This window comes from Chelatococcus albus (genome assembly GCF_030067675.1).
Taxonomy (GTDB): Bacteria; Pseudomonadota; Alphaproteobacteria; order Rhizobiales; family Beijerinckiaceae; genus Chelatococcus_A; species Chelatococcus_A albus.
Genome location: NZ_JASJEV010000001.1, coordinates 292,360 through 305,664 on the forward strand (window position 1 = coordinate 292,360; position 13,305 = coordinate 305,664).

A 13,305-nucleotide genomic window follows, 5' to 3' on the forward strand; every position below is an offset into this window, starting at 1 on the left:
GCCTTTCGCCTCGTTCACTCCACGGTGACGGATTTCGCGAGATTGCGCGGCTGGTCGACGTCCTTCCCCATGAAGACCGCCGTGTGGTAGGCGAGGAGCTGCACCGGCACGGCGTAGACAATGGGGGCGACGATCGGGTCCATGGCTGGCATCGTCAGCGTCGTCCAGGTCTCGACGGAAGCCTCGCGCGCTGCCCGCTCGTCCCCGACCAGAATGATGCGCCCGCCGCGCGCCGCCACCTCCTGCATGTTCGACACGGTCTTCTCGAAGATCGCGTCGTGGGGGGCAAGCACGATCACCGGCATCGTCTCGTCGATGAGGGCGATCGGTCCGTGCTTCAGTTCGCCGGCGGCATAGCCCTCGGCGTGAATGTAGGAGATCTCCTTCAGCTTCAGCGCCCCTTCGAGCGCCAGCGGATAGGACGTGCCCCGGCCCAGGTACAGGACATCGGTCGCCTTGGCGAGATCACGGCTGAGAAGCTCGATGTCGTGCTCGTGCTTCAGCGCCTCGGACATCAGGCTCGGCACGCTCACCAGGGCCTTGACGAGGCGCTGCTCGTCCTCGGCCGAAAGCGTGCCGCGCGCCCGCCCGGCCGCAACGGCGAGGCTGAGGAGAACGGCGAGCTGACAGGTGAACGCCTTGGTCGAGGCGACGCCGATCTCGGGCCCGGCCAGCGTCGGCGCCACCACGGCGCTTTCCCGCGCGATCGTCGAGGTGGGGACGTTGACGACCGAGACGATGTGCTGGCCCTCGGCCCTGGCGTAGCGCAACGAGGCGAGGGTGTCGGCCGTCTCGCCGGATTGCGAGATGAAGAGCGCGAGCTCGCCTGGCTCGAGCGGCATCTCGCGGTAGCGGAACTCGGAGGCGACGTCGATCTCGACCGGCAGCCGCGCCAGGCGCTCGAACCAGTACTGGGCGACGAGGCCGGCGTAGTAGGCCGTGCCGCAGGCCGAGATCACCAGCCGCTTCAGCGCCTTGAAGTCGAACGGCAGGTCGAGCGGCAGCCGCACCGTGCCAGTGGCGAGATCGACGTAATGGGCGATGGTCCGCCCCACGACCTCGGGCTGCTCGTGGATTTCCTTGGCCATGAAATGGCGGTGGTTGCCCTTGTCCACCATGTAGGCGCCCGGCTGGATCTTCTGGCGCGCACGCGACACCGGCGCATTGCCGACGTCGTAGATCGTCGCTCCGCCGCGCGACAGGACCACCCAGTCACCGTCTTCGAGATAGGTGACCTCGTCTGTGAAGGGGGCGAGGGCAAGCGCGTCGGAGCCCAGGAACATCTCGCCGTCGCCATAACCGATGGCGAGCGGGGCGCCGTGGCGCGCACCGATCAGGAGATCGTCCCGCCCATCGAACAGGAACCCGAGCGCGAAAGCACCCTTCAGGCGCGGCAGGACGGCGGCGACTGCCTCCTCCGGCGCCTTGCCGGCGCGCATCTCGCGGGTGACGAGCTGGGCGACGACCTCGGTGTCGGTCTCGGTGTCGAAGCGCACGCCCTCGGCTTCAAGGCCTTCCTTCAGGTCGCGGAAGTTCTCGATGATGCCGTTGTGCACGACGGCGAGATGGTCCGTCGCATGCGGGTGGGCGTTGGTCTCGTTCGGCCGGCCGTGCGTCGCCCAGCGGGTGTGACCGATGCCGATGGCGCCGGACAGCGGCGCGCGGGACAGCTTCTCCTCGAGGTTCCTGAGCTTGCCCTCGGCGCGACGGCGCTCCAGCCGCCCACACTCCAGGGTCGCGACGCCGGCGGAATCGTAGCCGCGGTATTCGAGGCGCTTGAGCGCATCCACCACCTGCGACGCAACGGCCGTCTTGCCCAGAATCCCGACAATGCCGCACATGAATTCTTATCCCTGCTCGCCCTCGCGGGCTCCGCTCGCTTCAATTCGCGGGCTCTTGCTAGCCGAGAGCGCCCTTCACGCTCCAATCACGTTAGATGACCGTTTGTGACCGGTGGACGTGGCTGTCCGCCTCGGTCCCGGCAGCGGTCAATCTTTCTCCCTGGGCGCGAACTTGTCGCGAAAAGCCTTCGCCCATCCTTCCTTGTTGACCTGCCGGGTCCGCGCAACAGCGAGCGCGTCGGCCGGCACGTCGCCGGTCACCACCGTTCCCGACCCGACATAGGCGCCGTCGCCGATGGTCACCGGCGCCACGAGCGAGGAATTCGAACCGATGAACGCCCCCGCACCAATGACGGTCTTGTGCTTGCGGAAGCCGTCGTAGTTGCAGGTGATGGTTCCGGCACCCACGTTCGTCCCCGCCCCGACCGTGGCATCGCCGACATAGGTCAGGTGGTTGACCTTCGTGCCCACGCCGAGCGTCGAGTTCTTCACCTCGACGAAATTGCCGATGCGCACCTTGGCGGCGAGGTCTGCCCCGGGGCGCAGGCGGGCGAAGGGGCCTATCAATGCGCCGGCCCCCACCCGCGCGCCCTCAAGATAGGAGAAGGAGTGGATCACCGCCCCGTCCTCGACCACGACGCCGGGGCCGAAGACGACGTTTGGCTCCACCACCACGTCGCGGCCGAGACGCGTGTCGTGGGTGAAGAACACCGTCTCGGGCGCGACGAGCGTCGCGCCGTTGCGCATCGCCGCGCCGCGCAGGCGCGCCTGCATGGCGGCCTCCGCCCCGGCGAGCTGCTGGCGATCGTTGACGCCCTGCACCTCCTCCTCCTCGGCGACCAGGGCGACGGCGGACAGGCCGAGGTCGCGCGCGACCTGGACGGAATCCGTCAGGTAGTACTCCCCCTTTGCATTGGCGTTGCCGATGCGATCGAGGATCGCGAGCGCATGGCGCCCGGCGAGCGCCATGAGGCCTGCGTTGCACAGGGTGATGGCGCGCTCGGCCTCGCTCGCATCCTTCTCCTCGCGGATGGCGGCGAGGATGCCGCCCTCGATGACGAGACGTCCATAGCCTGTCGGCTCGCGTGTCTCGAAGCCGAGGACGGCCACCGCCGCGCCCTGCGCGAGCGACTCGCGCAGGCGCTGGAACGTCGCCGGCCGCATCAAGGGCGTGTCGCCGAAGGCAACGATGACATCATCGGCACCGCGTTCGAGCGCCGCGCGCGCCGCGAGCACGGCATGGGCCGTCCCGAGGCGCTCCGTCTGCACGAAGATCTCCGCCTTCACGGCCAATCGCGCGGCCTCCCGCGCGACATCGTCCCGGTCGGGACCGACGATCACCGCCACATCCTCGGCGCCCGCTTCCGTCACGGCAGCGAGCACATGGCCGAGCATCGAGCGGCCCGCGATCTCGTGCAGCACCTTGGGCCTGGCGGACTTCATGCGCGTCCCCTCGCCCGCTGCGAGAACGATCGCGAGACAGCGGCGGGACGCCGCCCGGCTCGGCGACGCAGACTGGTTCGTCACGGTGACATCGAGCATGCGACAGATTCCATCGGCAGCGCGGCGGAAGGGGCTTTCCGCCTGCGACGAGAGATGACGAGGGGCGTTAACGACCGCAAAACCGCTCGCCTGTCAAAGGGCTGATGCGCTTTTCTCGCATCGCGCGGCAAATCCTCCTCCCCCGTCGGCCGCGAACCATGATAGAAGCCCAATTTGGCTGGGGCGGCGCGTGCGCGCCTGCGGCCTCCCGAATCCACCAACCTTTTCGAGACGCCCGGAAAGCCAGTGGCAGCCGACATCGTACCACCACGCCCGACGCCCATTCTCCATACCGTGCTCGATCGGCGCCAGACACTGACGCTCGGCTTGTCGGCGGCCGTGGCGATTCTCGGTTCCGAGGCGGCGGTGGCACAGAGCCAGAGCTTTCCCCAGGCGGTGCTCGCCGCCCTGCCCGAGGGCCAGCCCTTCGACGCCGCGCGCGTCGCTGATATGGCGCGCACCCTTGCCAGACGGGCTTTCGTGCCGCCGGCGAGCGACCTGCCCGACCCCCTCGGGTCGCTCACCTACGAGCAATATGTCGGCATCCGCGCGCTCGGCACGGCCCTCGTCTGGAACGGAGAGGGCCGTGCCTTCTCCCTCGAGCCGCTGCACCGCGGCTTCCTCTTCACGAACCCGGTCCAGCTGTTTGTCGTCGAGGACGGCGCCGTCCGCCGGCTCGCCTATGAGCGCGGCAAGTTCGACTTCGGCAAGCTTCAGGTGCCGGCGGGCACGCCGGGCGGCCCCGACTTCGGCTTTTCCGGTTTCCGCGTGTTCTTCGGCGGCGCGGGAGAGGCCGCACAGGAGATCGCGATCTTCCAGGGAGCCACGTTCTTCCGGGCGATCGCCAGGGGTCAGAACTTCGGCGCCCAGGCGCGCGCGCTGATGCTGAGGCCCGCCGAGGCGAAGGGCGAGGAGGTGCCAATCTTCCGCGCCTTCTGGATCGAACGGCCGTCTGCCGGCTCCGGGGCGCTCGTCATTCATGCGCTTCTCGACTCGGAGAGCGTCGCCGGCGCGGTGCGCTTCACGCTGCGGCCGGGCGAGATGACCATCATCGACGTGGAGACGACGCTGTTTCCCCGCGTCGCGCTGGAGCACGTCGGCCTCGGCGGCATGACCGCGACCTACCTCTTCGGTCCGAACGACCAGCGCGGCATCGACGACGCGCGCGCCGCCGTCTACGAGGCCAAGGGGCTGCAGATGCTCAACGGCCAGGGCGAATGGATCTGGCGGCCGCTGAGCAACCCGGAGACGCTGCAGATTTCGGCTTTCGTCGACACGGATCCGCGCGGCATCGGCCTGCTGCAGCGGGACCGCGACTACGCCACCTTCCAGGACGACGACCAGCGCTTCGAGCGCCGGCCGAGCCTGTGGATCGAGCCCTTCGGCGATTGGGGACCGGGCACCGTTCAGCTCATCGAGGTGCCGAGCGACTCGGAAGTGAACGACAACGTCATCGCCTACTGGCGGCCGAAGACGCCCTATCCGCAGGGCGGAGAGGTGACATTCGCCTACCGCCAGTTCTGGTGCTGGAAGCCTCCGGAGCGCCCACCCCTCGCGACCGTCGCCAACACGCGCGTCGGGCGCGGCTCGAACAATCGCCGGCGCCGCTTTTTCGTCGATTTCGTGGGCGATTCCCTCGCCGATGCAGGAACGACGGTGGAAGCCAAGCCCGCCCTCACCACGGCGCCCGGCGCCGTCCACAACGTGCGGGTCTGGCCCTATCCCGAGCGCAAGACACTGCGTGTGGCCTTCGAACTCGATCCCGGCAATGAAACGAGCTGCGAGCTTCGCCTTGTTCTCGAAGCCGCGGGCAAGCCTTTGAGCGAAACATGGTTGTATCGCTGGACGCCGTAATGGAGCGCCCATCCGCCGAGGAACCGAGGGCGCCGATCGAGCCGGCCATGCCGCCCGAGCGGCACCTCGCCATGCCGATCCAATCGCTGCGCAAATGGTCGGGCAGCGAAGAGCGCACGCTTCTAGCGCCCGGGCGTCTGCGCACGCCGTGGCTGTCCCGTCTTGTCGTCTTCGGCGGGGCGCTGGCGCTCACGGGCTACGGTGCCTGGCAGATGTACCAGGTCGTGTCGGTGAGCCGCACGACCATTCTCCAGTGGGTCCTGCTCGCCCTCTTCACGATCAACTTTTCCTGGATCGCGCTGGCGTTCACGAGCGCCATCGTCGGCTTCCTGGCACTCCTGCGGCGCCGGGCGCCGGGAGAACCGCCGCGGACGCTGGCGAGCCGCACGGCCGTCGTGATGCCGGTCTATAATGAATCAACAGCGCGCGTCTTCGCGGCCTTCGCCGCCATCCGCGAGTCGATCGAGGCAACTGGCCTCGGCGAGCACTTCGACTATTTCATCCTCTCCGACACGACGAATCCCGACGTCTGGATTGCCGAGGAGCGGGCCTTTCTCGCCCTGCGCCGACGCATCGGCCCGGACGCGCGCGTCTACTACCGCCACCGGCAGAAGAACACGCACCGCAAGGCCGGCAACATCGCCGATTTCGTGTCCCGCTGGGGCGGACACTACGACCACATGCTGGTGCTCGACGCCGACAGCCTCATGACGGGAGACTGCATCGTCCGCCTTGCCGCGGCGATGGAGGCCGACCCGGACGCCGGCATCATCCAGAGCCTGCCGCTCATCATCAACCGCAACACGCTGTTCGCCCGCGTGCAGCAGTTTGCGGCGCGCGTCTATGGGCCCGTCATCGCCAAGGGCCTCGCCGTGTGGATGGGGCGCGACGGCAACTACTGGGGCCACAACGCCATCATCCGCACGGCCGCTTTCGCCGCGCACTGCGGCCTGCCGGACCTGCCGGGCAAGCCCCCCTTCGGCGGCCATATCCTCAGCCACGACTTCGTCGAGGCGGCGCTCATCCGCCGCGCGGGCTGGACGGTGTACATGCTGCCGGAACTCGAGGGCAGCTATGAGGAAAGCCCCCCGTCGCTGATCGATCTCGCGGCGCGCGACCGTCGCTGGTGCCAGGGCAACCTCCAGCATTCGCGCGTCATCGGTTCGAGAGGGCTGAAGCTCGCCACGCGCCAGCATTTCGCGACTGGCATATTTTCCTATCTCGCATCTCCCTTGTGGCTGTTCCAGCTCATCGTCGGCATCACCCTCGTGCTGCAGACACGCTATGTGCGGCCGGAGTATTTCACCAAGGAGTTCTCGCTCTTCCCGGTATGGCCGCGCTTCGACGCGGAACGGGCGCTTGCGCTCTTCGCGCTCACGATGGGCATCCTGCTTGCCCCGAAATTCTTCGGCCTGGTGCTGATGCTGTTCAGCCGCGGAGAACGGCAGGCGAGCGGCGGCGGCATCCGCCTCCTGCTGTCGACGCTGCTCGAGATCCTCCTGTCGGCGCTGCTCGCTCCCATCATGATGGTCATCCAGTCCGGCGCGGTGTTCCAGATCCTCGCCGGCCGCGACACGGGTTGGCAGCCGCAGCGCCGCGACGACGGGTCGATCCCCTTCCATGATATCGTCCGCCGCCATCGCGGCCATGTCTTCCTTGGCGTGGCGACCGGTGTCTCGGCCTTCATGATTGCGCCCTCGCTGTTTGCCTGGATGTCGCCGACCATCATCGGCCTCCTGCTCGCCATTCCGATCTCGTGGGGCAGCGGGCTCCTGTCGGCCGGGCTCGGGCTCAAGCGCGCCGGGCTCCTGCTGACGCCGGAAGAAACCTTCCGCCCGCCGATCGCCGTCAGGGCCAGCGAGCTGCAGGAGGATTTCGCGCGCGATGGCTTCGACGATGCCGATGCGATTGCCGTGCTTCATGCCGACGGGGAGATGCGAGCCTGCCACGAGGCGATGCTGCCGACGGCACCGCCGCGCAAGCGCGGCGTCATCGACGCCGATCGGGCCATGGCCGAGGCGAAGCTCGTCGATGCCGAAACGATCGAGGACGCCATTGCCTGGCTCAAGCCCAAGGAGCGCATGGCCGTGCTCCACGATCGTGCCCTCCTCGCACTCCTCACGAGTCTGCCGGCCAGGCGGCCCATGTCCGCCGTGCATGCCGTGTGAGGCTGCAAGACGGGGAATTGTCCAGGAAGAACCACGCGGCGTGGCGCTTTGCGTGTTGACCCTCCGCGGGCGAGTCCGTATTGCAGGCGCAAGGAGGCGAGCGCGTAGCTCAGCCGGTAGAGCAACTGACTTTTAATCAGTAGGTCCTGGGTTCGAGCCCCAGCGCGCTCACCATTTCGACCCTTTGCCGGCGAGGGTTTCGAGACAAAGACACAGACATGGAACGGCGCGCCCACGGGGCGCGGGCGCCTTGGTGTCGATGCCGAACGTCCGGCCCGCCACCTTGCCGCCGAAGGACAGGCGCTGGAGGTAGTGGAAGCGGGCCGCCCGCTCCAGATCGGTGAGGGTGTCGGCGTCCTGGCGACGGGGCGCTCGAATGCGGCGCGGCTCGACACCTGCCATTTGAGCATGTCCATGAACGCCTGGTAGTGGCGCTGCAGGATGCGGAAGAAGGTGGCGACGTCCTTGTTGAGGTCGTTGATCACCTCGGCCTTCGGCGCCGCCCCGCGCTTGAAGAACACCCGCCCATGCCGACGAAAGCCTCGGCATAGGTCGTGTGCCCGATGCCGGCGATGCGCTCCGCCAGCATCTTCGACAGCTGCTTCTTGCCACCGACATAGCCGGCGACGGGGCGGATGGCGCGCGCCGGGCGCATCTCGCAATCCATCTTGTACAGAGACCCAGAATCGGTGCCCTTGCCCCGCGCGGCCTTCTCGGTCTCGTGATCGAAATCGACCGGCAGATGCAGCCCGCCCGCGGCGAAGGCCGCCGCCAGGCGCTCGGGGTCGAAGACGAAGATGCGCCCGTCGCGCGCCGTCACGCGGCCGCGCGGCGTGAGCTGGATCCATTCCGGCGGCGTGAACTCGCCCCCGGCCGCCGCCGAGACCACCTCGAACGCCAGCCCGCCGGCAACCAGGCCGGGGGGCAGAATTTCGTCGCGGGGGCTTGCGGAGCGCTTCGGCATGGAGGCACCATGCCGATCATCCCGAAACGCAAGGCCCCGGGCGTGCGTCCGGTTCCCTTGTCGCGACGGGGCGGTGTGCTAGGATGCGCCCTGCGGTCGAGCCATTCGCGCAACCGTCCATGTGACGTGAGGGGCCGGCGACCCTCCGACCGCCTTCAATCGCCCTTTCAATCCCGCCTGAAGTGATAGCTGTTGAGCAGCAGCTCGCCGGCGGACGTCAGCTTGACGACGAGGCGGCGCAGCCGGCCGTCGACGCGGCCTGTGACAACGAGCTTGCCGTTGGCGGCCACGGTCGCGTCGTCATAGTCGGCGAGCAGGGCGTCGATCTCGTCGAAATGCCTGCGCTCGAGCGGATGCTTCGCCCGCATCTTCGCCGCATCCTCCACCGAAAGCGCAATGACGCGCGCCGGCGTCTGCAGACGCGCGGCGAGCCCGTCCGGCAGCACCGCCACCGGCCAGCGCAGCCGGCCGACCGCCCTCTGTTCCGCTTCGGTGCGGCGGCCGAGGTCGAAACCCGCCCCGTTCCCGACGACGTAGACGAAGACGCGCCCGTCGCGCGCCGTCACGCGGCCGCGCGGCGTGAGCTGCACCCACTCGGGCGGCGTCACCGTGCCCTCGGCCGCGGCCGCCACCACCTCGAAGGCGAGGCCACCGGCGACAAGGCCTTGGGGTAGATGTTCGTCGCGGGGGCTTGCGGAGCGCTTCGGCATGGAGGCACCATGCCGATCATCCCGAAATACAAGGCCCCGGACGCGCGTCCGGCATGCGATCAGTGTGAGAGCGTAAATGCCGACGATCGCTGAACAAATCCAAAACGATGCTCTTGATCAAGAGGTATCCGTCAGCACAATTCTCCGCCGTGTAAAGCTCGCAGCCGCCAAATTGGGTTTAGACAAAGTCGAGGAGTGAGTGGAATTAGAACTCAACGGATACAATAGTAAGGTGCCGGACTATCGCGCGGTGCAAGGTACGCCTAAAGCCTTAAACCCATTTCACGGCTGGATTACAGTTGGCGGGCACACGGAGCGGATATCGCGCCGAAGCAACAACATCGAGGCCGGCAGAATCACCGGCACATTCGGAAGTGAGGCATTGTTGCGCCTCCCTTTGTTTGTCACCTCAAGTCGTGATACATTATTGCAGCGGTCGAGCCAGTAGCGCCGTCCTTGTGACGCGGGGGAGTTACGCCCCTCCGGCCGCTTCTTCCAATTTCCGCGCCTGTTGATCCGTTATCCGGTGGATGCTGTTTATGAACAGCTCATCGGCCTGGCTGCGCTTGATCACGACGATGTAGCGCTTGCCGCGCCAAGTCGCGAGCAGAGAGAGCTTGCCGTCCGCAACGACCACCTCGGGCGCGTCGAGTGCCTCCTGGAGCGGAAATTCGGTGAGGTCAATGCCGTGCTTTTCAATGATCTTGGCCCCGTCGGCGACCGACGCGGTCACGACGCGGCTGCGGCTGTCGAGCATTGCGGCGAGACGATCTGGCATGACCGCGGCCGGCCAGCGCAAGTGACCGAGGGAGACATTGTCGGGTGAGCGGTCAAGCCGCCGGAAACCCGAGCCGTTGCGGGCAACGTAAGTGAAGACGGGATCTTCGCGCAGCCGGCGCACGGCCTCCCGCCGCGCCTCGCCGCCCATGCGGTCGAGCCGCTCGGTGAGGCGCCGGCCGACCATCTGCGCCCGTGCCCGGCCGGGGTTGTGGTCCCAGCCCGGGTCGATGCCGGCCGGCACCATCCGCGTCTCGCCGGTGGCCGGGTTCGTCCAGGGCTGGGGCTTCAGTGGCGGCCGCCGGGTCGAGGCGCCCTCGCGCGGCACGGCGCGGGACCGGACCCGGCATTTGCAGCGCCAGCCGTTGGGCGGATAGTGCGTTGCCCACCAGGGGTCGTCGACGGGCAGCGTCGTGCCGACCCATGACAGGTGCAGCGGCCGCTTCCGCTCCGAGGTCGAGGTCATGTATTCGAGGTACGGCAAAGCGTCCTTGACGCGCTGGATGCGCTGCCAGTCGCCGGCGGCCTCGGCCGAGCGGATATTGGCGTCGTAGATGAGCTCGAGGCGCCGGACCGAGCCGAGCTGCGCCGTCACGCGTTCGCCCGTCTTCGGGTCCGTGACCTCGCGCTTGCCCCACCAGCCCTTCGATTGCAGGATGGGCTCGAGCTCCTTTCGGAACTGCTCGAAGGGCACGCGGTCGACGACAGCCTTGCGCAGGGCGGCGCGGATGTCGTCGAGCACGTCCTAACCGGCGGTCTTTGCGACGGTGCAGGCGAGCGCATGCTCGCGCGGGGCGATGTCGCGCCAGTCGAAGGTGGGGACGGACGGGCGGCGTCAACATCACGCGTGGCGATACCAACGTCACGGTGCAGGTGATGGGCGGCGGGGACAATGCAAGCCTCGCCCGCACGGCGGCCGAGGCGCTTCGCCGTGAGCTTCAACGGCTGGAATGGGAGCAGCAGGCGCTACTAAATGATTAACAGTCGACCAGGGCACGCCGAGCCACATCAAAAGTCTCCGCACATTCTCGGCGGTGGCTTGGCTATATGCCCACGCAAGTAGACCGGTAATAGCAGCGACGCTCAAGGCCGGGACCATCGACGGAAACGCCTTCGCAAACAAGCCGCGAGACCTACCAATGACCGCACAAAGGTCTCCGGTTTCACTACCCCGGACGAGACCAATCCATTGCCCAACAAGCGCTTCTTTCATCCCCGCCCCTTCGTCGACCAGAAGCATGACAAAGGGAGACGAGCGGACGGGCAAGTTAACCCCGGCATGTATCCCCGAATCAAGCGACATTACCCGGCTACGCTTATTGCGCCACCGTTGTGCCAATTCACATTATCAGTCGGGAAAAGAGGCTGAAATCCTTGCTGCGCTTGGCGCGCCCAAGGGGACTCGAACCCCTGTTTTCGCCGTGAAAGGGCGACGTCCTAGACCGCTAGACGATGGGCGCTGAGGTCGACTGCGTCGACGAAGCGGCGCGACATATAGAGGGGTTCTCGGAAGGCGGCAAGCCGTCTCGTGCCGTCATCCACGCATCAAGGCAGCGTCGACGACGCGCAGGTCGACGCGCGTGCCGCCGCCCCACCGGTCGAGCGACAAGGTGCCCGCGACATGCAGCATTTCCCCTCGCGCCCCGAGCAGCGCCTGCCCCAATGGCTGGTCGGCGGCGCGAAAGGCGATGCCGCTGATCGAGGCGCCGTCCCCCGCCCGGAGCCGCACCCGCACGTGATTGCTGCCCACAACGGCCGCGTCGACGAGACGGTGATGCGGAAAGGCGAACACCGGCTCCGCATTGCCGGAGCCGTAGGGACCGGCCTTCTCGATCATGGCGAGGAGCTGCTGCGAGGCGCCGGCAGCGGTCAGGGCCGCGTCCACCGCGAGGGCGGCATCGCCCCCGGCGACGGCAACCGCCTCCTTCAGCCGCTCGGCGACAAAGATGCCGAAGGCTTCCAGGCGTTCGCTGGCGAGGGTGACGCCGGCGGCCATCGCGTGCCCCCCGCCCTTGATCGCGAGCCCCTCCGCGACCGCAGCGCGCACCGCGCGCCCGAGATCGACACCCATGACCGAGCGGCCGGACCCGGAACTCGTGCCGTCCGCACTGACGGCGAAGGCGAAGGCGGGGCGCTGGAAGCGCTCCTTGAGGCGGGCTGCGACCAGGCCGACGACGCCTGGATGCCAGGTCTCCGACGCGGTGACCAGCACCGGCAGATCGGGCACGCGGTCGAGCGCCGCAAGCGCCTGGACGCTCGCCTCCTCGACCGCCACCTGTTCGATGACCTGGCGTTCGCGGTTGAGCCGGTCGAGATCGGCGGCGATTCGCCCGGCCTCGACCGGATCGTCCGCGAGCAGCAGCTTCGCCCCGAGGGCCGCATCGCCGATGCGACCGCCGGCATTGATGCGCGGACCGACGAGATAGCCGAGATGCCACGGCTCCGGCGGGCCCGACAGGCCGGTGACGTCGAGCAGCGCCGTGAGGCCGATGCGATGGCGCTGCCGCATGACCGACAGCCCCTGCCGCACGAAGGCGCGATTGAGCCCCTCGAGGCGCACCACGTCGGCGATCGTGGCGAGCGCCACGAGATCGAGATCGGCGAGGAGGTTCGGCTCACCGCCGGGCGCTCCTGCCCGCCCCTTCCAGAAGCCGCAGGCGCGCAAGGCGCGATTGAGCCCGACCAGCACCAGGAAGACGACGCCTGCCGCACAAAGGTGCCCCAGGCCGGACAGGTCGTCCTGCCGGTTCGGATTAACCACGGCGATCGCGGCCGGCAGGGTCTCCGGCGCCTGATGATGGTCGATGACGACCGTGTCGAGCCCGAGCCGGGCCGCCTCGTCGAGCGGGCCGTGGCTCGCCGTGCCGCAGTCGACGGTGACGAGGAGGTCCGCCCCCGACGCCCTCAAGGCGCGGATCGCCTCGACGTTCGGGCCGTAGCCCTCGCTGATCCGATCCGGAATGTGGATGGCGAAGGGCGTGCCGCAGCGTGCCAGATACGCCGCGAGCAGCGCCGCCGAACAGGCGCCGTCGACATCGTAGTCGCCGAAAATGGCGACCATCTCGCCGGCGCAAACGGCGCGCGCCAGCCTGTCGACCGCCGCGTCCATGCCCTGCAGCACAGACGGGTCGGGCATCAGGTCGCGCAGCTTCGGTTCGAGGAACCCCGGGACACCGTCACTGGTCACGCCGCGTGCCGCGAGAACGCGCGCCAGGATGTCGGGCACCCCGTGCAACTGCGCAATCGCCATCGCCCGCGCGGCCCCGGCATCGTCGCAGGCGTCTCGCCACGCGCGGCCGAGCACCGAGCGGGACACGCCGAGAAAGGGCCGGAAGGGCGGGAGTGAAGACGAATCGCTCACGTCGGAAGCTTAGCCGGCCGCAGCCATTCCCGCTTCAGGGCACAAGCGGCGCGCCGATGTCCGCTCACGCGGCGGCAAGCCAGGACCG

The 13,305-nt window shown here is 68.1% G+C and carries 8 protein-coding genes, 2 tRNA genes and 1 pseudogene; 4 read left to right on the forward strand and 7 right to left on the reverse strand.

Annotated elements, in window-relative coordinates; genetic code table 11:
- Window positions 1-14 precede the first annotated feature (14 nt).
- On the reverse strand, window positions 15-1,841 hold the full coding sequence (gene glmS / locus QNA08_RS01310) for a glutamine--fructose-6-phosphate transaminase (isomerizing) (RefSeq protein WP_283738877.1): 1,827 nt from the start codon (window positions 1,839-1,841) through the stop codon (window positions 15-17).
- A gap of 147 nt (window positions 1,842-1,988) precedes the next feature.
- Window positions 1,989-3,383, reverse strand: a complete 1,395-nt coding sequence (gene glmU / locus QNA08_RS01315) for a bifunctional UDP-N-acetylglucosamine diphosphorylase/glucosamine-1-phosphate N-acetyltransferase GlmU (protein WP_283738878.1) — start codon at window positions 3,381-3,383, stop codon at window positions 1,989-1,991.
- Window positions 3,384-3,629: 246 nt separating this feature from the next.
- Between glmU and QNA08_RS01320 the strand changes: the two genes are divergently transcribed.
- The 3 genes from QNA08_RS01320 to QNA08_RS01330 all read left to right on the forward strand — a co-directional run bounded on the left by QNA08_RS01320 (window position 3,630) and on the right by QNA08_RS01330 (window position 7,579).
- Window positions 3,630-5,237 carry an OpgD/OpgG family glucan biosynthesis protein gene (locus QNA08_RS01320; protein WP_283738879.1) on the forward strand — a complete coding sequence of 536 codons (1,608 nt, stop codon included), beginning with the start codon at window positions 3,630-3,632 and terminating at the stop codon, window positions 5,235-5,237.
- Window positions 5,213-7,405 (forward strand): glucans biosynthesis glucosyltransferase MdoH, encoded by a 2,193-nt coding sequence (mdoH, locus tag QNA08_RS01325; protein ID WP_422679831.1) that lies wholly within the window; start codon window positions 5,213-5,215, stop codon window positions 7,403-7,405. Before QNA08_RS01320 ends, mdoH begins: the two co-directional genes overlap by 25 nt.
- 98 nt (window positions 7,406-7,503) lie before the next feature.
- Window positions 7,504-7,579, forward strand: a tRNA-Lys gene (locus QNA08_RS01330).
- A gap of 81 nt (window positions 7,580-7,660) precedes the next feature.
- Here QNA08_RS01330 and QNA08_RS01335 read toward each other — a convergent pair.
- Window positions 7,661-8,072: pseudogene (locus QNA08_RS01335) on the reverse strand (DNA adenine methylase); the annotation flags it as partial.
- A 464-nt stretch (window positions 8,073-8,536) separates the two neighbouring features.
- Window positions 8,537-9,079, reverse strand: a complete 543-nt coding sequence (locus QNA08_RS01345; protein ID WP_283738880.1) for a hypothetical protein — start codon at window positions 9,077-9,079, stop codon at window positions 8,537-8,539.
- 76 nt (window positions 9,080-9,155) lie between these two features.
- Here QNA08_RS01345 and QNA08_RS19100 point away from each other — a divergent pair, with 76 nt between their 5' ends.
- Window positions 9,156-9,278, forward strand: coding sequence for an AbiTii domain-containing protein (locus tag QNA08_RS19100; RefSeq protein WP_479688866.1), 123 nt, complete (start codon window positions 9,156-9,158; stop codon window positions 9,276-9,278).
- Window positions 9,279-9,551: 273 nt separating this feature from the next.
- Here QNA08_RS19100 and QNA08_RS01350 read toward each other — a convergent pair whose 3' ends face one another.
- From QNA08_RS01350 to recJ, 3 genes are all read right to left on the reverse strand, one after another.
- Window positions 9,552-10,598 carry a phage head morphogenesis protein gene (locus tag QNA08_RS01350; RefSeq protein ID WP_283738881.1) on the reverse strand — a complete coding sequence of 349 codons (1,047 nt, stop codon included), beginning with the start codon at window positions 10,596-10,598 and terminating at the stop codon, window positions 9,552-9,554.
- Window positions 10,599-11,240: 642 nt separating this feature from the next.
- Window positions 11,241-11,316 (reverse strand) — tRNA-Glu (locus QNA08_RS01355).
- 74 nt (window positions 11,317-11,390) lie between these two features.
- Entirely contained in the window at window positions 11,391-13,217 is a 1,827-nt protein-coding gene (recJ, locus tag QNA08_RS01360; protein ID WP_283738882.1) for a single-stranded-DNA-specific exonuclease RecJ, read from the reverse strand.
- Between the last annotated feature and the right edge of the window lie 88 nt (window positions 13,218-13,305).